Source organism: Janthinobacterium sp. LM6 (assembly GCF_002002885.1).
Lineage (GTDB): Bacteria > Pseudomonadota > Gammaproteobacteria > Burkholderiales > Burkholderiaceae_D > Janthinobacterium > Janthinobacterium kumbetense.
Genome location: NZ_CP019510.1, coordinates 5,546,926 through 5,566,215, shown reverse-complemented (window position 1 = coordinate 5,566,215; position 19,290 = coordinate 5,546,926). Strand labels below are relative to the sequence as shown.

At 61.9% G+C, this 19,290-nt stretch carries 18 protein-coding genes and 1 tRNA gene; 15 read left to right on the top strand and 4 right to left on the bottom strand.

Annotated features, from left to right (window positions below; genetic code table 11):
* Nucleotides 1–33 precede the first annotated feature (33 nt).
* The 5 genes from BZG29_RS24425 to eutC are packed head-to-tail and all read left to right on the top strand — an operon-like array spanning nt 34 to nt 4,901.
* On the top strand, nt 34–588 hold the full coding sequence (locus tag BZG29_RS24425; RefSeq protein WP_077408335.1) for a MarR family transcriptional regulator: 555 nt from the start codon (nt 34–36) through the stop codon (nt 586–588).
* Nucleotides 585–1,226, top strand: coding sequence for a DUF4166 domain-containing protein (locus tag BZG29_RS24420; protein WP_077408333.1), 642 nt, complete (start codon nt 585–587; stop codon nt 1,224–1,226). The genes BZG29_RS24425 and BZG29_RS24420 overlap by 4 nt, the downstream gene beginning before the upstream one ends.
* A complete protein-coding gene (locus BZG29_RS24415) occupies nt 1,223–2,686 on the top strand; it encodes a TIGR01777 family oxidoreductase (protein ID WP_077408331.1) in 1,464 nt (487 codons plus the stop codon). Before BZG29_RS24420 ends, BZG29_RS24415 begins: the two co-directional genes overlap by 4 nt.
* A 43-nt stretch (nt 2,687–2,729) precedes the next feature.
* Nucleotides 2,730–4,118: an ethanolamine ammonia-lyase subunit EutB gene (locus BZG29_RS24410; RefSeq protein WP_077408329.1), complete on the top strand. Its 1,389-nt coding sequence runs from the start codon at nt 2,730–2,732 to the stop codon at nt 4,116–4,118.
* 9 nt (nt 4,119–4,127) lie between these two features.
* Nucleotides 4,128–4,901, top strand: a complete 774-nt coding sequence (gene eutC / locus BZG29_RS24405; RefSeq protein ID WP_077408327.1) for an ethanolamine ammonia-lyase subunit EutC — start codon at nt 4,128–4,130, stop codon at nt 4,899–4,901.
* A gap of 70 nt (nt 4,902–4,971) precedes the next feature.
* Here eutC and tsaD read toward each other — a convergent pair whose 3' ends face one another.
* On the bottom strand, nt 4,972–6,012 hold the full coding sequence (gene tsaD, locus BZG29_RS24400) for a tRNA (adenosine(37)-N6)-threonylcarbamoyltransferase complex transferase subunit TsaD (protein WP_077408326.1): 1,041 nt from the start codon (nt 6,010–6,012) through the stop codon (nt 4,972–4,974).
* 208 nt (nt 6,013–6,220) lie between these two features.
* Between tsaD and BZG29_RS24395 the strand changes: the two genes are divergently transcribed.
* Nucleotides 6,221–6,628: a nitrite reductase (NAD(P)H) small subunit gene (locus tag BZG29_RS24395; RefSeq protein ID WP_077408324.1), complete on the top strand. Its 408-nt coding sequence runs from the start codon at nt 6,221–6,223 to the stop codon at nt 6,626–6,628.
* Nucleotides 6,629–6,712: 84 nt separating this feature from the next.
* On the opposite strand, the gene BZG29_RS24390 is transcribed toward BZG29_RS24395, so the two are convergent.
* Nucleotides 6,713–7,774, bottom strand: coding sequence for a 3-deoxy-7-phosphoheptulonate synthase (locus tag BZG29_RS24390; protein ID WP_077408322.1), 1,062 nt, complete (start codon nt 7,772–7,774; stop codon nt 6,713–6,715).
* 150 nt (nt 7,775–7,924) lie between these two features.
* Nucleotides 7,925–8,602, bottom strand: coding sequence for a hypothetical protein (locus tag BZG29_RS24385; protein ID WP_077408320.1), 678 nt, complete (start codon nt 8,600–8,602; stop codon nt 7,925–7,927).
* Between the two features lie 170 nt (nt 8,603–8,772).
* Between BZG29_RS24385 and ybiB the strand changes: the two genes are divergently transcribed.
* From ybiB to BZG29_RS24340, 9 genes are all read left to right on the top strand, one after another.
* On the top strand, nt 8,773–9,765 hold the full coding sequence (ybiB, locus tag BZG29_RS24380; RefSeq protein ID WP_077408318.1) for a DNA-binding protein YbiB: 993 nt from the start codon (nt 8,773–8,775) through the stop codon (nt 9,763–9,765).
* A 56-nt stretch (nt 9,766–9,821) separates the two neighbouring features.
* Nucleotides 9,822–11,036, top strand: a complete 1,215-nt coding sequence (locus BZG29_RS24375) for an NAD(P)/FAD-dependent oxidoreductase (protein WP_077408316.1) — start codon at nt 9,822–9,824, stop codon at nt 11,034–11,036.
* A 162-nt stretch (nt 11,037–11,198) separates the two neighbouring features.
* On the top strand, nt 11,199–11,411 hold the full coding sequence (gene rpsU, locus BZG29_RS24370) for a 30S ribosomal protein S21 (RefSeq protein ID WP_008451879.1): 213 nt from the start codon (nt 11,199–11,201) through the stop codon (nt 11,409–11,411).
* Nucleotides 11,412–11,607: 196 nt separating this feature from the next.
* Nucleotides 11,608–12,060, top strand: coding sequence for a GatB/YqeY domain-containing protein (locus BZG29_RS24365; protein ID WP_076567823.1), 453 nt, complete (start codon nt 11,608–11,610; stop codon nt 12,058–12,060).
* A gap of 130 nt (nt 12,061–12,190) precedes the next feature.
* Nucleotides 12,191–13,987, top strand: a complete 1,797-nt coding sequence (gene dnaG / locus BZG29_RS24360) for a DNA primase (RefSeq protein ID WP_077408314.1) — start codon at nt 12,191–12,193, stop codon at nt 13,985–13,987.
* A 464-nt stretch (nt 13,988–14,451) separates the two neighbouring features.
* Nucleotides 14,452–16,695, top strand: coding sequence for an RNA polymerase sigma factor RpoD (rpoD, locus tag BZG29_RS24355; protein ID WP_076567827.1), 2,244 nt, complete (start codon nt 14,452–14,454; stop codon nt 16,693–16,695).
* 108 nt (nt 16,696–16,803) lie between these two features.
* Nucleotides 16,804–16,882: transfer RNA gene (locus tag BZG29_RS24350), tRNA-Ile, on the top strand.
* A gap of 118 nt (nt 16,883–17,000) precedes the next feature.
* On the top strand, nt 17,001–17,918 hold the full coding sequence (locus BZG29_RS24345) for a hypothetical protein (protein ID WP_150131044.1): 918 nt from the start codon (nt 17,001–17,003) through the stop codon (nt 17,916–17,918).
* A 4-nt stretch (nt 17,919–17,922) separates the two neighbouring features.
* Nucleotides 17,923–18,708 carry an HIRAN domain-containing protein gene (locus tag BZG29_RS24340; protein WP_077408310.1) on the top strand — a complete coding sequence of 262 codons (786 nt, stop codon included), beginning with the start codon at nt 17,923–17,925 and terminating at the stop codon, nt 18,706–18,708.
* Between the two features lie 7 nt (nt 18,709–18,715).
* Here BZG29_RS24340 and BZG29_RS24335 read toward each other — a convergent pair whose 3' ends face one another.
* The gene (locus BZG29_RS24335) at nt 18,716–19,279 is read right to left on the bottom strand and encodes a recombinase family protein (protein WP_077408308.1); all 564 of its coding nucleotides are present in this window, start codon (nt 19,277–19,279) and stop codon (nt 18,716–18,718) included.
* Nucleotides 19,280–19,290: the final 11 nt, after the last annotated feature.

The window sequence follows — 19,290 nt, the reverse complement described above, 5'->3', positions numbered from 1 at the left end:
ACATTTCTGTAACGACAGAAATAAGAGAAAATCATGGAATTGAGTCCGACGACGCAGAAATACATTCTCCACTGGGGCGAGATGGGCACCCGCTGGGGCGTCAACCGCACGGTGGCGCAAATCCATGCGCTGCTGTTCCTGGCGAATGAACCGCTGACGGCGGAAGACATCGCGGCCAGCCTGAACGTGGCCCGCTCGAACGTCAGCAACAGCCTGAAGGAATTGCAAAGCTGGGGCCTGGCGCGCATCACGCACGTGATGGGGGACCGGCGCGACCATTTCGTTGCCCTGCAGGATGTATGGGAAATCTTTCGCGTCATCATGGAAGAGCGCAAGCGGCGCGAGATCGACCCCACTCTGACGGTGCTGCGCGAGTGCGCGATCGAGGGCGAGCACGATGCGGCGATACCGCCGGAGACGCTGGCGCGCATGGGCGAAGTGCTGGCCTTCCTGGAAATGCTCAGCGCCACCTACAGCGACTATAAAAACCTGCCGCCGGCGACCTTGCAGCGCATGCTGGCCATGGGCGGCAAGGTGGCCAAGTTCCTCAGCCCGGAAGACAAGCCGGGCAAGCGCGAGAAATCATGAACGGCCCCTCGGAAGGAGAACTGTTCAGGAAGGTCATGGGCGAGCGGTGGCTGACGCTGCACCCGGACATCCGCCGCCGCTTCGAGAAAAATCCCGCGCCGGGCCAGCCCCTGTATTACCGGGGCGAACTCAGTGAACTCACGAGTTCGCGCCTGGGCAAGGTGCTGGGCTGGCTCACGCGCCCCTTCATCGACGGCGCGCTGATCCCGTATGACGACCACGACTTCCCCGTGGATATCGAAGTCTATTCGCGCCCCGGCTGCCCCTTCATCTTCAAGCAGCGCACCTACCGCCTGCACGGGCGCGCGCCGATCCGCTTCACGTCCTACATGGCCGAAAGCGAGAAAGGCGAAGTGCTCGAATACGTGGGCATGGGCCTGGGCATGAAGCTCGTCCTGCACGTCGAGGATGGCAATCTGCACTTCACCAGCGACGGCTATTTTTGGGACCTGTTCGGCTGGCGCATGCCGCTGCCCGGCGTACTCACGCCCGGCAAGACCTATCTGTGCCACCGCAACGACACGCCGCAGCAGTTCAACATCCGCATCGAGATCCGCCACGCGCTGTTCGGCACCACGTTTACCCAGGCCGGCGTGTTTCGCGAGTCCGCCGCACCAGAAATGAAGGAAACACCATGAATACGCATCTGCTGGCCCTGCAACTGATGGCGGCGCAAGGCTGCCTGGGCGCCTTCGACACCATCTACCACCATGAAATCACGGAGGCGCTGCCGCAAAAGGCGTCAGCGCGCCTCGAATTGACCATCCATGCGACGCGCGCCCTGATCTACAGCCTGCTCTTCGTGGGCCTGGCAGCCTGGGAGTGGCATGGCGCCTGGGCCTGGGTGCTGGTCATCGTGTTTGGCGTGGAAATCGTGCTGACACTGTGGGACTTCGTTGTGGAAGATCAAACCCGCCTCTTGCCAGCCACGGAGCGGGTGACGCACACGGTGCTGGCGATTAACGCGGGCGCCTTCATCGCCCTGCTGGCCTTGAACAGCAGCGAGTGGGCCAGCTTGCCGACGGCCCTCGTGTGGCAGCCGTATGGCTGGCTCAGCGTCTTCCTCGCCCTGTGCGGCGTGGGCGTGGGCTTGTCCGGCCTGCGCGACGCGTACGCCGTGTGGCAGCTGGGACGGCGCAAGGTGCAGGAGCAGCAAGAGCAAGAGGAGCGCCTGCGCTTTGCCGCCGCGCCGCAATCGGTGCTGGTGACGGGCGCCACCGGTTTCATCGGCCAGCAACTGGTCAGCGCCTTGCTGGCCGACGGCCATGCGGTGACGGTGCTGACGCGCCAGCCGAAGCAGGCCGCGTGGACCTTCGACGGCCAGGTGCGCTGCATCGACTCGCTGGACGCATTGTCGGATGCGCAGCGCATCGACATGGTGGTCAACCTGGCCGGCGCGCGCATCGTCGGCAAGCGCTGGACGCCAGCGCGCAAGGCGGCCCTGCGCCGCAGCCGGGTGGCGCTGACGCAGGAACTGGTGGCGTGGATCGCCCGCGCGCAGCACAAGCCGCGCGTGCTGCTGTCGGCATCGGCCATCGGCTATTACGGCGTGCAGCCGCAGGGCGACGTGGCGGAATTGACGGAGGAGAGCGCGCCGCAAGCCATCTTCATGTCGCAGCTGTGCCAGGAATGGGAAGCGGCGGCGCGCCAGGCGGAGCAGCATGGCGTGCAAGTGGGCTGCATGCGTTTCGGCCTCGTCTTCGGCCACCAGGGTTCGCTGCCGCAGATGCTGCTGCCAGTCCGCTTCGGCGCGGGCGGCCCGCTGGGCAGCGGCAGGCAGTGGGTCACGTGGGTGCACGTGCGCGACGTCATCCGCGCCATCGCCCACCTGGCGCGCCGCAGCGAAGAGGGAGTGGTGAAGGGCGCGTATAACATCTGCGCGCCGGAAGCGATCGAACAGCGCCATTTTGCCCAGGTGGCGGGCGCCGTGCTGCACCGCCCCAGCGTCATGCCCACCCCAGCCTTCGTCATGCGCGCCTTGCTGGGCGAGCAGGCCGACTTGCTGGTGGAAGGCCAGCGGGTCGCGCCGCGCCGGCTGCTGGACGAGGGATTCAGCTTCCGCTATCCGCAGCTGGAAGGGGCGCTGCGCAGCCTGTAGCCTGGCGTAGAATGGGCCATTGGGATGCCTTGGAGCACAATCTATGCCCCGCTTCAGCCATACGATAGACAGCCATGTTTACCAGTTCGCCAGCCTGAAGGAGCTGCTGGCCAAGGCCACGCCGCCCCGTTCGGGCGACGTGTTGGCCGGCGTAGCGGCAGCCAGTGCGCGCGAGCGCGTGGCGGCGCAGCTGGCGCTGGCCGAGGTGCCGTTGTTGACATTTCTCAATGAGGCGCTGGTGCCGTATGAAGACGATGAAGTCACGCGCCTGATCATCGACACCCACGCGCGCGCCGCGTTCGCGCCCATTTCCCACCTGTGCGTGGGCGATTTCCGCGACTGGCTGCTCGATGACGCGACGGATACGCCAACGCTGGCACGCGTCGCCGCCGGCATCACGCCGGAAATGGCGGCTGCCGTCTCGAAAATCATGCGCCTGCAGGACCTGGTGCTGGTGGCGCGCAAGTGCAAGGTCGTCACGGCCTTTCGCAATACCCTGGGCCTGGAAAGGCGCCTGGCCACGCGCTTGCAGCCGAATCATCCGACCGACGACGCCACGGGCATCGCGGCGTCGATGCTCGATGGCCTGCTGCTGGGCAGCGGCGACGCCGTGATCGGCATCAATCCGGCCACCGACAATGTGGCGCAGGTGGTGTCGCTGCTGCACCTGCTCGACGCCGTCATAGCTCAATATCAGATTCCCACGCAGTCCTGCGTGCTCACCCACATCACCAATACGCTCGAGGCGATACGCCGCGGCGCGCCCGTCGACCTGGTGTTCCAGTCGGTGGCGGGCACGCAGGCGGCCAACCGCAGCTTCGGCATCGACCTGGCGCTGCTGGCCGAGGGCCGGGCGGCGGCCCTGTCGCTGGGACGCGGCACGGCGGGCAACAACGTCATGTATTTCGAGACGGGGCAGGGCAGCGCCCTGTCGGCCGGCGCCCACCACGGCATGGACCAGCAGACGTGCGAGGCGCGCGCATATGCGGTGGCGCGCGCGTATCAACCGCTGCTGGTCAATTCCGTGGTGGGCTTCATCGGCCCCGAATACCTGTACGACGGCAAGCAGATCATGCGCGCCGGGCTGGAAGACCATTTCTGCGCCAAGCTGCTTGGGCTGCCCATGGGCTGCGACGTGTGCTACACCAACCATGCGGAAGCGGACCAGGACGACATGGACGCCTTGCTGACCATGCTGGGCGTGGCCGGTTGCAATTTCATCATGGGCGTGCCGGGGGCGGACGACATCATGCTGGGCTACCAGAGCACCTCGTTCCACGACGCGCTGTATGCGCGCCGCGTGCTGGGCCTGCGTCCCGCACCGGAATTCGAAGCCTGGCTGGCGCACATGCAGATCACGGATGCGCAGGGGCACCTGAACACGGCGCTGGCGCCGGCCTTCCAGGCGGCCCTGCTGCGCCTGGAAGGCTAGGGAGGATACATGGACGAGAAAACCCCGTGGCAGGCGCTGCGCGCGCATACGGCGGCGCGCATCGCGCTGGGGCGCCGCGGCGTAAGTGTGCCGACCCGCGCGCAGCTGGCGTTCCAGCTGGCCCACGCGCAGGCGCGCGACGCCGTGCACCTGGCGCTCGATGGCGAAGCGCTGGCAAGCGCCCTGGCCGCGCAGGGGCAAGACTGCGTGCGGCTGCACAGCGCCGCCGCCACGCGTGCCGACTACCTGCAACGCCCCGACCTGGGGCGCCGCCTCGACGACGCTTCACGCGCGCGCCTGGATGGCGGCGCCAAGGGCGTGGACCTGGCGCTGGTGGCGGCCGATGGCCTGTCGGCGCTGGCGATACAACGCCACGCGGCACCCTTCCTGGCCGCCCTGCGCGCACGGCTGGCGCCGGAGGCGTGGACGCTGTCGCCGCTGCACATCGTGGCGCAGGGACGGGTGGCCATCGGCGATGAAATAGGGGAGTTGTTGAAGGCGCGCGCCGTGCTGGTGCTGATCGGCGAGCGGCCGGGCCTCAGTTCCCCGGACAGCCTGGGCCTGTACCTGACGTGGGCGCCAAAAATAGGCTTGCTGGACGAGCGCCGCAACTGCATCTCGAACGTGCGCCCGGAAGGGCTGGCGTATGCGCAGGCCGCCTACCGGCTGCATTATCTGCTGTCGCAGGCGTTTACCAGGCAGTTGTCTGGCGTGGAGCTGAAGGATGAAACGGTGGAAGAGGGTAGCGTGGCGGTCGGTCGGAATTTTTTGTTGGCGAAGTAAAACCCAGCAGCAACGACCGGGGTCAGACCCACAGGGTCTGACCCCAGCCCTTCGTTTTAGGGTTTCTATATTAAACTTCGCGGATTTCGTCGAGCGGCCAGCGCGGGCGCACGTTGAACGAGTAATCGTGCTTGGCGGCGTCCGGATTGATCTGCAGGCGCATGGCGCCGGCAAAGGCGATCATGGCGCCGTTATCGGTACAGAATTCCAGCTCCGGGTAATACACTTTAAAACGCTTCTTGGCGGCCGCCGCGTTGAGCGAGGCGCGCAATTGCGCATTGGCGCCCACGCCGCCGGCGATCACCAGGCGCTTCAAGCCCGTGTGCTTGAGGGCCGACACGCATTTGGCCGTCAGCACGTCGACGATGGCGTCGACGAAGCCGCGCGCGATGTTCGCCTTGTCCTGTTCGCAGATATTCGCGATGACTTTTTCTTCATGGTTCTTGACCACCGTCAGCACGGCTGTCTTCAAACCGGAGAAACTGAAATTGAAATCCTTCGAGTGCAGCATGGGACGCGGCAGTTTATACGCCAGCGGGTCGCCGAATTCGGCCAGGCGCGAAATGGCGGGGCCGCCCGGATAGCCGAGTCCCAGCAGCTTGGCCGACTTGTCGAACGCCTCGCCGGCCGCGTCATCGAGCGTTTCGCCCAGCATCGCGTACTGGCCCACGCCGTCGACGCGCATCAGCTGCGTGTGGCCGCCCGACACCAGCAGGGCGATGAAGGGGAATTCCGGCGGCTCGGACGCCAGCAGCGGCGACAGCAGATGGCCTTCCAGGTGGTGGATGCCCAGCACCGGCTTGTTGATGGCCAGGCCCAGGCTGCAGGCAACCGACGAACCGACCAGCAGCGCGCCGGCCAGTCCCGGCCCTTGCGTGTAGGCGATGGCGTCGATTTCGGGCAGGGTGACGCCGGCCTTGGCCAGGGTTTCTTCGAGCAGCGGGATGGCGCGGCGGATATGGTCGCGCGACGCCAGTTCCGGCACCACGCCGCCATATTGCTCGTGCATGGCTACTTGCGAGTAGAGGGCGTGCGACAGCAGGCCGCGTTGCGTGTCGTACAAGGCCAGGCCGGTTTCGTCACAGGAGGATTCGACGCCAAGAACAATCATGAAGGTACTGAATAGGGAGGAGTAATCCGCCATTGTAAAGGAAAGCCGGCTGGTCCACCGTGCGGCGGGCGCACCATTTCGGCGGCAGTGTGCACTTGCGCAGTGCGCTGCGGTGCCGTTTTTCCCGGATGTTGGCCATTTTTCGCCTGTGCGGCACTGGCACCGCTCTTGCTTAGACAGGCGTGTGCCTTTCTCGAGGGAGCTAGCGATGTCGGAACAATGGAAAATGATTTGCCGCCTGAAGGACATGCCGCCGGCGGGCGCGCGCATGGTGCAGCGGGGCCTGGCCTGGCAGGACTTGCCCGGCGTGGCGCTGTTTCGCGCCCTGGATGACACGGTGTATGCGCTGCTCGACACGGTGCCTTGCCTGGGAGGCCCGCTGGCGCACGGGGTGCTGATGGAGAAAAACCTGATGGGGCCGAAGAACGGCTGGATCATCGAGCTCGATTCGGGGCGCCTGGTGGCGCCCGTGCAGGGCATGGCGCGCACGTACGCCGTGCGCATCCTGGACGGACGCATCTACCTGGATGTCAATGAACTCAATATCCCGGCCAGCAAGGCGGAACAGGCGCTGGCGGGATCGTTCGCCGTGCTGCCGCATGTGCTGATGGCGTGACCTGTATGGGGTCAGACCCTCAACACCACTAACGCAAAGGTCAGCGCCAACGTGGTCGGGGGTCTGACCCCGGCACTGCGCTGCTTACTTAGGACGGTTCAACAAGTGCGCATGCGCATCGCGCAGCATGGTGGCCGTCGTGTCCCAGTCGATGCAGCCGTCGGTGACGGAGCAGCCGTAGGTCAGTTGCGACAGGTCTTGCGGGATCTTCTGGTTGCCGCTGACGATATTCGATTCGATCATCACGCCCACCAGCGAGCGGTTGCCCTGGCGGATCTGGTTGACCACGTCGCCCATCACCAGCGGCTGCAGTTCCGGCTTTTTATAGCTGTTCGCGTGCGAGCAGTCGACCACCAGGTTGGCGGGCAGCTTGGCCTTGGCCAGCGCCTGTTCGGCGATGGCGATCGAGACCGAATCGTAGTTCGGGCGGCCGTCGCCGCCGCGCAGCACCACGTGGCCATACGCGTTGCCGCGCGTACGCACGATGGCGACGTTGCCTTCGGCGTTAATGCCCAGGAAGGAGTGCGGGTGCGCCGACGACAAAATCGCGTTGACGGCGATGCTGATGTCGCCATCGGTGCCGTTCTTGAAGCCGACCGGTGTCGACAGGCCCGACGACATTTCGCGGTGCGTCTGCGATTCCGTCGTGCGCGCGCCGATGGCGGTCCAGGCGATCAGGTCGCCCAGGTATTGCGGCGAGATGGGGTCCAGTGCTTCGGTGGCGGTGGGCAGGCCCAGCTCGCACACGTCGAGCAGGAACTGGCGCGCCTTTTCCATGCCTTCGTTGACCTTGAAGGAATCGTCCATGTACGGATCGTTGATATAGCCCTTCCAGCCCGTGGTGGTACGCGGTTTTTCGAAATACACGCGCATCACCAGCAGCATCGTGTCCTTGACTTCCTCTTGCAGCGCTTTCAGGCGGCGCGCGTAATCGAGGCCGGCGACGGGGTCGTGGATCGAGCACGGGCCGACGACGACGAACAGGCGCTGGTCCTTGCGGTCGATGATGTTGCGTAGCGCTTCGCGGCCGCGGCTGACGGTGTCGAAGGCGCTTTCCGACAGGGGCAGCTTGGCGTGCAGTTCGGCCGGTGTCGGCATGGGCGCGAAAGAGGTGACGTTGATATTTTCGATGTCTGGCGTATTCATGATTCTGGCTCGGCTTTCGCTATTGCGTTCTTTAAGAGGCAATAGTGTAGCGGAAATGCGGCCTGGCGGCGGGGATGGGGCCAAAACGGTAATGGCTGAGTTGTTTTTATGGCAGGACCGGCACGCCGCCGGCCCCTTGCCTCGGGGCGCTCAATGACCGCCGGCCAGGCTGGCGCCAACGCTGTAGCGGGCGATGCGCGGGTAGTTGCCGGCCAGCTCGGGCGGCCGGGGCAGGTCGGGATGGCGCCGCACATGCGTGAGAATGGCGCTTTCGTGCTGGCGTATCTGCGCGTCCAGGCAGGCGATTTGCTGGCGCAGCAATTGATGCAGCGCAATCTGGCCCGCATGGAAATGGGTTTCCAGGCGCGCCATTTCCTGCTGCCGCAGCTGCCGCACGGCTTGCAGGCGGCGCAGCCACTGGCACAGCTCCACGTAGGCGGGCGAAGGGGGCGTCCAGGGGGCAGGGCGTGCCGCCGCGCAATACTTGGCCAGCACCACGGCGCCGCGCGCCGCGCCGCCGTGCAAGCCGCAGCCGCGCGCATACGCTTCCAGCCGGACGGGCTCGGCATCGCAGACCAGCATGCCCATGCCGGCCAGCGCGCTGGCGGCAGCCTCGCTGTGCGGCTCGTTTATACGCATGCAGACGCGCAAGCCCATGACGGACACGTCGTTCCTTTGCAGCCAGCTGCGCAGCCAGCGGTAGCCGGCTACGTCGTTTTCCAGCACCTTGCACAGCACTTCGCCGCCCGAGAGCAGCACGGCTTTCAGCAGCAGCTTGCTCGTTTCGATGCCGACGAAGGCAGTTTCCTGTTTGATCGCGTGTTCCATGATGAGTTCCCCCCTGTGCAGTCTTATACGCAGCGGCGGCGCGTTTGGATGCAGCCGTGATGCACATTCGTCCAAAGTCGTCCAAGAAATAGCTGGAAAGACTGTTGCATTGGCGTCTATGGCGTCGTCCAGCCCGTCTGCAAGGGGGAGAATCCGTGTAAACTGGCGCCATGACGACTGTTTCCATCCCCCATACCGATGTGGCCGGCGAGCCATTCCCCGCTGCACGTTTCATCAAGGAAATAGGGCGCGGCAAGAACGGCGCGCGCAGCATGACGCGCGATGACGCCCGCGCCCTGTACCGCGCCATGCTGGAGGGCCGCGTGTCAGACCTGGAATTGGGCGGCATTTTGTTGTCGATGCGCATCAAAGGCGAGTCCGTGGACGAGATCGCCGGCTTTCTCGATGCGGCCGAAGCGTCATTCGTCCCGCTGGCCGCGCCGGCCGGCGAATTCGCTCCCATCATCATTCCCAGCTACAACGGCGCCCGCAAGATGGCCAACCTGACGGCCTTGCTGGCGCTGCTGCTGGCGCGCGCGGGGGCGCCCGTGCTCGTGCATGGCGTGACGAGCGACCCGGGCCGCATCACGACGGCCGAAGTGCTGGCCGCGCTGGGCGTGCCCGCCTCGCCGGACCATGTGCAGGCCGAGGCCGCCATGGCGCGCGGCGCAGCCGCCTTCCTGCCCATCGAGGCGCTGGCGCCGCGCCTGGCGCACATGCTGTCGTTGCGGCGCGTGCTGGGCGTGCGCAATTCCACGCATACCCTGGTGAAAATCATGCAGCCGTTCGCCGGTCCCGCCCTGCGCCTGGTGTCGTACACGCACCCGGAATACCTGGAAATGCTCGGTGAATATTTCCTGACTGCATCAGATCCGGCGCGCGGCGACGCCTTCCTGATGCGCGGCACGGAAGGCGAAACGGTGGCCAATGCCAACAAGGCGCAGCAGATCGACTGGTTTCACGGGAGCGAACGCACGGTGCTGGTGGAAAAGCAGTTGCTGGTGGAAGAGTTGCCGCACTTGCCGGCCGAGCGCGACGCGGCCACCACGGCCGCCTGGATCGCCGCCGTGCTGCGCGGCGAGGTGCCCGTGCCGCCATCGATCGCCGAACAGGTGGAGCAATGCCTGATGGCATCGCGGCAGATTGCAGCACGGCCGCGCTAGCCGCGCCGCCGCAGTTTACAATGGCGTCTTTGTAATCAGCGGTGACCGGAATTCTTATGGCAAAACAATTTGATGTGGCAGTGATCGGCGCGGGCGCGGCCGGCATGATGTGTGCGGCTGTTGCCGCCCAGCAAGGCAAGCGCGTGGTGTTGATCGATCACGCGGCCAAGCTGGCCGAAAAGATCCGCATCTCGGGTGGTGGACGTTGCAATTTCACCAATATCAACGCCACCCCGCAAAATTTCCTCTCGGAAAATCCGCATTTCTGCAAGAGCGCGCTGTCGCGCTACACGCCGCAGGATTTCCTCGCGCTGGTAAAAAAATACCGGATCGGCTACCACGAAAAGCACAAGGGCCAGCAATTCTGCAATGAATCGGCCGAGCAGATCATCGACATGCTCAAGGATGAGTGCGCCGCTGGCGGCGTGCATTGGCGCATGCCGTGCAAGATCGACAATGTTGTCCAGCAAGCGGACGGCGGCTTCGTGCTGCAGACGGACAGCGGCGACATCGAGACGGCCAGCATCGTCATCGCCACGGGCGGCCTGTCGATCCCGAAGATCGGCGCCACGGATTTCGCCTACCGCATCGCCAAACAATTCGATTTGATGATGGTCGAGCCGCGTCCGGCCCTGGTGCCGCTGACATTCGACCCGGCCAGCTGGGCGCCGTTCGCGGAACTGTCCGGCATCGCGCTGGAAGTGGATGTGGAAACGGGCAGCCTGAAAGGCCGCAAGGCCACGGGCGCGCGTTTCCGCGAAGATTTGCTGTTCACGCATCGCGGCTTGTCGGGCCCGGCGATTTTGCAAATTTCCAGCTACTGGCTGCCGGGCGAGCCCATCGTCATCAACCTGTTGCCGGAAGTGGACGTGGCGCAGACCTTGATCGAAGGCAAGGGTACCTTGAAGAAGCAGCTGGGCAATATCGTCGCGCAATGGCTGCCGCAGCGCCTGGCGGACTGTTTGCTGGCCGTCAATGGCCTGGCGCCGGACGCGCGCATCGCCGACATGCCCGACGCGCAGCTGCGCAAGCTGGGCCAGGCCATCAATGCCTGGTCCATCGTGCCCAACGGCTCCGAAGGCTACCGCAAGGCGGAAGTGACGCGCGGCGGCATCGACACGCGCGAGCTGTCGCAGCAGACCATGATGGCGAATAAGGTGCCGGGCCTGTATTTCATCGGCGAATCGGTCGACGTGACGGGCTGGCTGGGCGGCTACAACTTCCAGTGGGCCTGGGCTTCCGGCGTGGCGGCAGGTATTGCCTTGCAGTAAGCAACTCTGTAGGATGGGGGCACCGGTGCGTGGTTTACGCCACATTCCGGCAGCGACCTCAGGCTGCATGCCGCACGCAAGTGGGGAGGGGCTTCCCTTTCCGAATAAAAGCTGCTACTATCTATCTCTTCCTATACACCACCTCAACGGTTTGAATTTTACATGACCACTATTCGCCTTAAAGAAAACGAGCCGTTCGAAGTCGCAATGCGTCGCTTCAAACGCACCATCGAAAAAACGGGTCTGCTGACCGAATTGCGCGCACGCGAATTCTACGAAAAGCCAACAGCTGAGCGCAAGCGCAAGCTGGCAGCTGCTGTCAAGCGTCATTACAAACGCATCCGCAGCCAACAACTGCCGAAAAAATTATTCTAAGACTGTTCAGTCAGAACCAACCCGGGTAGTTCGGCGCATTGTTCGCCACGGGTTTTGTTTTGATTCGCCTGGAGTGATACTTCAGATGAGTCGCATACCCGCTCCGGTTCGCCGCAGCGGGTTTTCGCTTTTGTGGCCCGTACTTGTTTCTGGCCGCGCCCGAGCACCGTTCCCATACTGACCAACGAGGATTGCCATGAGCTTGAAAGAACAAATTACCGAAGACATGAAAAACGCCATGCGCGCCAAGGAAGCGGGCAAGCTGGGCACGATTCGCCTGTTGCTGGCGGAAATCAAGCGCAAGGAAGTCGACGAGCGCATCGAATTGACGGATGCTCACGTGACGGCCATCGTGGAAAAGATGATCAAGCAGCGCAAGGATTCGATCACCCAGTTCGAAGCCGGTGGCCGCGCCGACCTGGCCGATATCGAAAAAGCCGAGCTGGTGCACCTGATCGGCTACATGCCTGCCGGCCTGTCGGAAGAAGAAGTGGCGGCCGAAGTGGCTGCCGCCGTGGCCGCCTCGGGCGCCGCCGGTCCGCAAGACATGGGCAAGGTCATGGCCATCGTCAAGCCGAAGCTGGCGGGCCGCGCCGACATGACGGTGGTGTCCGCCCTGGTCAAGAAAGCCTTGACGCCGGCAGCGTAAGCATACAATAGTAGCAAGGGCTGCCAGCCGTCGCGCTGGCAGCCTGTTAACAGCCCACACGTTGACCTGGCTCAACCTCAGGCCGCGTGCGGTAGTATAGTCTGACCTATAACAAGACCCGCCCTCGCCAGTGATACCTCAATCCTTCATTTCCGATTTGCTCAACCGCGTCGATATCGTCGATGTCGTGGGCCGCTATGTGCAGCTGAAAAAAGGCGGCGCCAATTTCATGGGCCTGTGCCCGTTCCACAGTGAAAAATCGCCCAGCTTTACCGTCAGCCCCACCAAGCAGTTCTATCACTGCTTCGGCTGCGGCGCGCATGGCACCTCGATCGGCTTCCTGATCGAGTACTCGGGCATGGGCTTTGTCGATGCCGTCAAGGACCTGGCGCAGAACGTGGGCATGGTCGTGCCGGAAGCGGACGACAAGATCCCGCCGGCCCAGCGCGCGCAGATCCAGGCGCAAAGCCTGGCCCTGTCCGACGCCATGACGCAGGCGTGTGATTATTACCGCGGACAATTGCGCTACGCGCCGGAAGCCATCGCCTACCTTAAAAACCGGGGCTTGACGGGCGAAGTGGCCGCTCGCTTCGGCATGGGATTCGCGCCCGGCGGCTGGGATAATCTGCGTTCCGTCTTCCCCGATTACGACGTGGTGGCCCTGGCCGAGGCCGGTCTCGTGATCGACAAGGTCGATGAAGAAGGCAACAACCGCAAGCGCTACGACCGTTTCCGCGAACGCATCATGTTTCCGATTCGCAATACCAAGGGGCAAGTGATCGCCTTTGGCGGCCGCGTGCTCGACCATGGCGAACCGAAATACCTGAACTCGCCGGAAACCCCCTTGTTTTCCAAGGGTTTCGAACTATATGGGCTGTTCGAGGCGCGCCAGGCCATCCGCGACGCCGGCTACGTGCTGGTGACGGAGGGTTACATGGATGTGGTGGCGCTGGCGCAGATGGGTTTCCCGCAAGCCGTGGCCACTTTGGGTACGGCGTGCACGCCCACCCACGTGCAAAAACTGCTGCGCCAGACGGACAACGTGATTTTCAGCTTCGACGGCGACAAGGCCGGCCGCCGCGCCGCGCGCCGCGCGCTGGAAGCGAGCCTGGCCCACGTGTCGGACAATAAGACGATCAAATTCCTGTTCTTGCCGTCGGAACACGATCCGGACAGCTATATCCGCGAATTCGGCGCCGAAGGTTTTGAGCAGCAAGTGCATGAAGCGATGCCGCTGTCGCAGTTTTTGCTGAAAGAAGTGTCGGGCGAGCATGACCTGTCGGAACCGGAAGGGCGCGCCCGGGTGCAGTTCGACGCCAAGCCATTGCTGCAGCTGATGGCGCCGTCATCCTTGCGCTTGCAGATCGTGCGGGGTCTGGCGCAGCTGACGCAGTCCACGCCGGCCGAGATCGAAGCCCTGTTCGAGCTGGCGAAACCCGTTGCTGTGGCGCACCGCGCGCCGCCGAAATCGGGCCGTCCCGTGCCTGTCGGCCTGGAATTGAAGATCATGCGCATGCTGGTGGCGCATCCGCCGCTGACGATGCGCATCGACGAAGCGGCCCTGGCCGCCTTCCAGCACCTGGGGCCCGATGCGGCGCACAGCCTGGGGCAGCTGGTGGCCGTGGGCCAGGCGCTGGGCGAGCACGGCAGCTTTGCCGCGCTGGCGCAGCAATTGAAGGAGCTGGGCAGCGAATATGACGAGATCATCGGCGAGATCGCGGCCGGCACGGAATCCGATTACGACAGCGAATTGTCGTGGCTGGTGAGCACCATCCGCGAGATCAAATTGAATGCCTTGAAGGCTGAATTGCAGCAATTGTTTGCGTCGGGTTTGCCATCCGAGAAAATTGGTGTACGCTACCGCGAAATCATGCAGGAGCAGGGGGCGCTGGAGCGCGAGCGCGATGCCGAGTTGGTGAATCGCTAACCTTGCCTTGAGGGTATGGCGCGCACTGGAAAAACATTTTTCGCGTGCTATAATTAAATGCTAAGTATTGTGTGCTTTGGCAAGCTAGTTCTGTTTCGTAAATAGTATTTGTTTTCAGTAAGTTAGGCTCTTGATCGGCGCGGTGGATCGTGTCGGCAGCCAGGGCCAACTGGCGTTTTCGGCGTTGCGGGCAAGGCTCGCAGACGCTGGCAAGCCGCGCCAGGCTCTCGCTCCCAACGCGGTCGATGCAGGAATTTTTGCCGAGGCGGCTGGCAACAGCCGGTGGACAGGAATTGCTGCGCTTCCCGCGGATCGTGGCCGATGAGGTGTAAGTAACGTAACAGTGTCGAATTTGCGTAGTCGGCAGGTTCGAAGATGGTGGTTCCCGCAGGTAGACAGGGAACTGGCAGCAAACTTTATCCTAATCCACCGTAAAGCAAGTCGTTGTGTAATCGAAAGCGCCTGTGCCAATCAAGAAACCCGAATCCAAAGCGGCTGCAAAGCCCACTAAAGTTACCACGAAAGCCGAAAAGGCGCTCGACCGGCCAGAAGCGCGCGTGACCAGCGCGCCGCCTGTGGTCAGCCAGACCACCGACGCTGCCACCCTGGCGGCCATCGATACGTCCGGTTATGTCTTGCCGTCGGTAAAAGTGCCAGGCCGCCGCGGCCGCAAGCCAAAAGAATTCCAGCCAGAAAATGATGAAGTCGCCGCCCTGAACGCCGTCGAACGGGCCGAACTGAAGGCCGTCGACAAGGCCAAGGCCAAGGACCGCAAGGCGAAAGAGCGCGCGCTGCTGAAGGATGCGTTCTCGTCCGATACGGAAGCGAGCGAGGAAGAACTCGAGCGCCGGCGTCAGAAACTCAAGACCCTGATCAAGTTCGGCAAGGAACGCGGTTTCCTCACGTATGCGGAAATCAACGATCACTTGCCCGAAAACATCGTCGATCCGGAAGCCATCGAAGGCATCATCGGCACTTTCAATGACATGGGCATCGCCGTCTACGAGCACGCGCCCGATGCGGAAACGTTGTTGCTGTCCGATAACGTTGCCGTCGTCACCAGCGATGACGAGGCGGAAGCGGCGGCCGAGGCCGCCTTGTCGACCGTCGATTCCGATTTCGGCCGCACCACCGACCCCGTGCGCATGTACATGCGCGAAATGGGCTCGGTCGAGCTGCTGACGCGCGAAGGCGAGATCGAGATTGCCAAGCGCATCGAAGATGGCTTGAAAGACATGATCCAGGCCATTTCCGCCTGTCCCGTGACGATCGCCGAAATCATCGCCGCCGCCGACCGCATCGCCAACGAAGAGATCAAGATCGACGAAATCGTCGACGGCCTCGTCGATGAAAACGAGCCGGTCGCCGCCGCTCCTGTCGTGGCCGCTCCCGTCGAAGAAGACGAGGAAGAGGGCGAAGCGGAAGAAGAGGAAGAAGAGGAAGAGGAAGAAGCGAGCGCTTCGGGCGCCGCCGGCTTCTCCGCCGAGCAGCTGGAAACGCTGAAACGCACGGCATTGGAAAAATTTGCCGTCATTTCGCAGCAATTCGACAAGATGCGCCGCGCTTTCGAAAAAGAAGGCTACAACTCGAAGCCGTACGCCAAGGCGCAGGAAGCCATTTCGCAAGAGTTGCTGGGCATCCGCTTCACGGCCAAGGTCGTGGAAAAGCTGTGCGACACCTTGCGCGGCCAGGTCGACGAAGTGCGCCATATCGAGAAGCAGATCCTCGACGTGGCCGTGAACCGCTGCGGCATGCCGCGCGCTCACTTCATCAAGGTCTTCCCGGGCAATGAAACCAACCTGGACTGGGTCGATGGCGAAGTCAACGCAGGACACGCCTACAGCGCCATCCTGGGCCGCAACATTCCGACCGTCAAGGAACTGCAGCAGCGCCTGATCGACCTGCAGGCTAGAGTCGTACTGCCGCTGCCGGACTTGCGTAATATCAACCGTCAGATGGCGGCCGGTGAAATGAAGGCGCGCAAGGCCAAGCGCGAAATGACGGAGGCCAACTTGCGCCTGGTCATTTCGATCGCCAAGAAATACACGAACCGGGGCCTGCAATTCCTCGATTTGATCCAGGAAGGCAATATCGGCCTGATGAAGGCCGTCGACAAGTTCGAGTACCGCCGCGGCTACAAGTTCTCGACGTATGCGACCTGGTGGATTCGCCAGGCCATCACGCGCTCGATCGCCGACCAGGCGCGCACGATCCGCATTCCCGTGCACATGATCGAAACGATCAACAAGATGAACCGTATCTCGCGTCAGATCCTGCAGGAAACGGGCGCGGAACCCGATCCGGCCACCCTGGCGATCAAGATGGAGATGCCCGAGGACAAGATCCGCAAGATCATGAAAATCGCCAAGGAGCCGATTTCGATGGAAACGCCGATCGGCGACGACGACGATTCCCACCTGGGCGACTTCATCGAGGATAACAACACCCTGGCCCCGGCCGACGCAGCGTTGCACGCGTCCATGCGCGGCGTGGTCAAGGACGTGCTCGATTCCCTGACGCCACGCGAAGCAAAAGTGCTGCGCATGCGTTTCGGCATCGAAATGTCCACCGACCACACGCTGGAAGAAGTGGGCAAGCAATTTGACGTGACGCGCGAGCGCATCCGCCAGATCGAAGCCAAGGCGCTGCGCAAGCTGCGCCACCCATCGCGCTCCGACAAGCTGAAAAGCTTCTTGGAAGGCAACTAGAAGCCAATAGGGCTTGACGTACGCCCCTGATACCCCTATCCTCGCGTGTCCGTTTCCAAAACGGCCGCGCGAGGCGGGCATCAACAGCGCCGCCAAGCCGCAGTCCCCGGGCCTCTAGCTCATGCTTGGTTAGAGCAGCGGACTCATAATCCGTTGGTGCCGTGTTCGACTCACGGGAGGCCCACCAATAAAAACAAGGACTTAGGTGAAAATCTAAGTCCTTTTTTCTTGGCTTAATTTTCTATGTAGGCACTGTGTAGGTTTTCCCTATAAGTCTGTGGTTCTTTATGTCCGAGGCTGCCAAAATGTTTCCTATCGTAAGTGTGCCCCCTGATGCGGCGGAGTTATCCGAGCAAATGGGTACAAAATTCAAGTTTTGGTACCTGGACGCCCAGCGGCGACGTACCCTTTTCAAAGAAGGGCGTCCAGGTACCGGCGAAAATTGGGCGGAAAAGATTGCCGCTGAGTTGGCCGAGCTTTTGGGTATTCCGCATGCCCACTATGATCTTGCAGAATGGAATGGACGTAATGGTATTATTTCGCCCTCCCTTGTTAAGAAGGGTGACCGCTTAATTCATGGGAATGAGTTGATCGAAGGTAAGGTAACCGTGGCGCGCGGCGACGAGAATTTACGATACTATGAACAGCGAAGTCACATCGCTAGTCGGGCATTCCAGTTGCTAAAAAAGAATGCTGACATTATTGCACCCCCACAGGGGTATTTGCCTGGAAATGGCGTAGACTCAGCTCTAGGCGTGTTTGTAGGGTACCTACTTTTTGATGCTTGGATCGCAAATCAGGACCGGCATTCCGAAAACTGGGGGGTGGTAAGCAGCGGAGGCCAACTCTTCCTGTCCGCCTCCTATGATCACGGCTCAGGTCTGGCGCGAAACGAAACAGATGAACGGCGCAAGATTATGCTCAGCACTAAGGACAAAGGGGCGTCACTAGAAGCCTACGCGAACAGAGCTCGCTCGGCATTCTACCCGCACGCTGCGGGCGACGCTAAGGTGAAAGCGTATTTCACTCATGTCCTTTTTCAACTTTCACATAAAGAGGATGAGCGGGCAGGTGATATGTGGATAGAGCGTCTGGCAAGCATCGCTGATGCAGATATAGCGGACATAATCAATCAAGTTCCCGGTCAGTTGATGACCGACGTTGCAAGGGAATTTACAGCCAAATTGCTGAGAATAAATATCAATAGGTTAATTGTTAGGTAGAATCATGAGCACTCTTTTTGTCGCGTGGCAGCAACCCGATTCCAGGGAGTGGATTCCGGTCGCTAAGCTAGAGCACAACGGTAGCACGTATGCATTTTCGTACACGCAGGGCATTTTCCGCGCTAAGGACTTCCGCCAGTTTAGCGGCATGCAAAATGTGGAGGCTGTTTATGAGTCACCTCGATTATTCCCATTGTTTGCAAATAGGCTGATTAGTAAGTCTCGGCCAGAGTTCAAGGATTATTTAAGGTGGTTAGGCTTATCCGATATGGATGAGAAGCCTATGGCAATTCTAGCCCTCACTGGAGGCATTAGAGGCACCGATTCCATTGAACTGTTCCAGCCACCTGAAGTATCTGAACAAGGGCAATATCATCTAGAGTTTTTTGCACGGAGCTTGTCCCACTTACCTCAAGCTGCAATAGACCGTATCCGGTTGCTGGAGAAGGGCGAGCGTATTTATCTCATGACTGACCCGCAAAATAACTTTGATGCGCAGGCGGTCGCCATGCGGACCGGTACACCGTCGTGGTTCTTGGGATATTGCCCGAAATATTACGCCCAAGATTTGGGCTCGCTTCTTAGTAATCCAGAATGTGACCTTCAAGTCACTGTGAAGTGTGTGAACTTGGATGCGCCGTCAAATATGCGACTGCTATGTTCTGTTACCGCAAAGGTTCCTTGCGAGTTTTCGCCCCTGAGTAAAGAGCGTGATTTTCTTCCTGTCGATGGAATTCCGCAGGAATGGAAAAGCCTTACAAACACGCTGGACGGGATTCTGCTCGGCTAATTTTCAATCAAGGTTTTACTACGCCCAAAATATTGGCCCGCGATACTCCATACAGCCGAGCCAATGCACTAACGCTTTCGCCGGTAGCGTACTTGCCAATTATGTCTGCGCGCTGCTCAGCTGTGGTCTTAGATGGCCGGCCCAGCGTCTTGCCTTCGCTCTTGGCGCGGGCCAGGCCAGCTTGCGTGCGCTCCACCAGCAAATCGCGCTCCATCTCGGCCACAGCTGCCAACATGGTCATCATCATCTTGCCTGCTGGGGAAGTCAGGTCCAGCTTGCCCAGCTGCAGCACGATGACGGCAATCTTGCGGGCGGCCAGCAGCTTGACGGTGGCGCCGACGTCCTGCGCGTCGCGGCCGAGGCGGTCCAGCTTCGCCACCACCAGAGTTTCGCCATTGCGAATCTGGGCCAGCAGCGCGGCAAACTCCGGGCGCTCGCTGGCGCTGGTCTTGCCACTGATGGTATCCGCATACCAGTAATCGACCTGGTGGCCGGCCGCTTCAATTTCCATCTTCTGGTTGTCTGCGGTTCGCTCTTTGGTGCTGACGCGGCCGTAAGCGAAGGTTGCCATGGTATTTCTCC

Coding starts and splice junctions, on each gene's coding strand:
- BZG29_RS24385 (WP_077408320.1), bottom strand. CDS start 8,602: ATGGAACACGCGATCAAACAGGAAACTGCCTTCGTCGGCATCGAAACG.
- BZG29_RS24345 (WP_150131044.1), top strand. CDS start 17,001: ATGTTTCCTATCGTAAGTGTGCCCCCTGATGCGGCGGAGTTATCCGAG.
- BZG29_RS24425 (WP_077408335.1), top strand. CDS start 34: ATGGAATTGAGTCCGACGACGCAGAAATACATTCTCCACTGGGGCGAG.
- BZG29_RS24395 (WP_077408324.1), top strand. CDS start 6,221: ATGTCGGAACAATGGAAAATGATTTGCCGCCTGAAGGACATGCCGCCG.
- BZG29_RS24420 (WP_077408333.1), top strand. CDS start 585: ATGAACGGCCCCTCGGAAGGAGAACTGTTCAGGAAGGTCATGGGCGAG.
- BZG29_RS24375 (WP_077408316.1), top strand. CDS start 9,822: ATGGCAAAACAATTTGATGTGGCAGTGATCGGCGCGGGCGCGGCCGGC.
- BZG29_RS24365 (WP_076567823.1), top strand. CDS start 11,608: ATGAGCTTGAAAGAACAAATTACCGAAGACATGAAAAACGCCATGCGC.
- ybiB (WP_077408318.1), top strand. CDS start 8,773: ATGACGACTGTTTCCATCCCCCATACCGATGTGGCCGGCGAGCCATTC.
- tsaD (WP_077408326.1), bottom strand. CDS start 6,012: ATGATTGTTCTTGGCGTCGAATCCTCCTGTGACGAAACCGGCCTGGCC.
- BZG29_RS24335 (WP_077408308.1), bottom strand. CDS start 19,279: ATGGCAACCTTCGCTTACGGCCGCGTCAGCACCAAAGAGCGAACCGCA.
- eutC (WP_077408327.1), top strand. CDS start 4,128: ATGGACGAGAAAACCCCGTGGCAGGCGCTGCGCGCGCATACGGCGGCG.
- BZG29_RS24390 (WP_077408322.1), bottom strand. CDS start 7,774: ATGAATACGCCAGACATCGAAAATATCAACGTCACCTCTTTCGCGCCC.
- BZG29_RS24410 (WP_077408329.1), top strand. CDS start 2,730: ATGCCCCGCTTCAGCCATACGATAGACAGCCATGTTTACCAGTTCGCC.
- BZG29_RS24415 (WP_077408331.1), top strand. CDS start 1,223: ATGAATACGCATCTGCTGGCCCTGCAACTGATGGCGGCGCAAGGCTGC.
- BZG29_RS24340 (WP_077408310.1), top strand. CDS start 17,923: ATGAGCACTCTTTTTGTCGCGTGGCAGCAACCCGATTCCAGGGAGTGG.
- rpsU (WP_008451879.1), top strand. CDS start 11,199: ATGACCACTATTCGCCTTAAAGAAAACGAGCCGTTCGAAGTCGCAATG.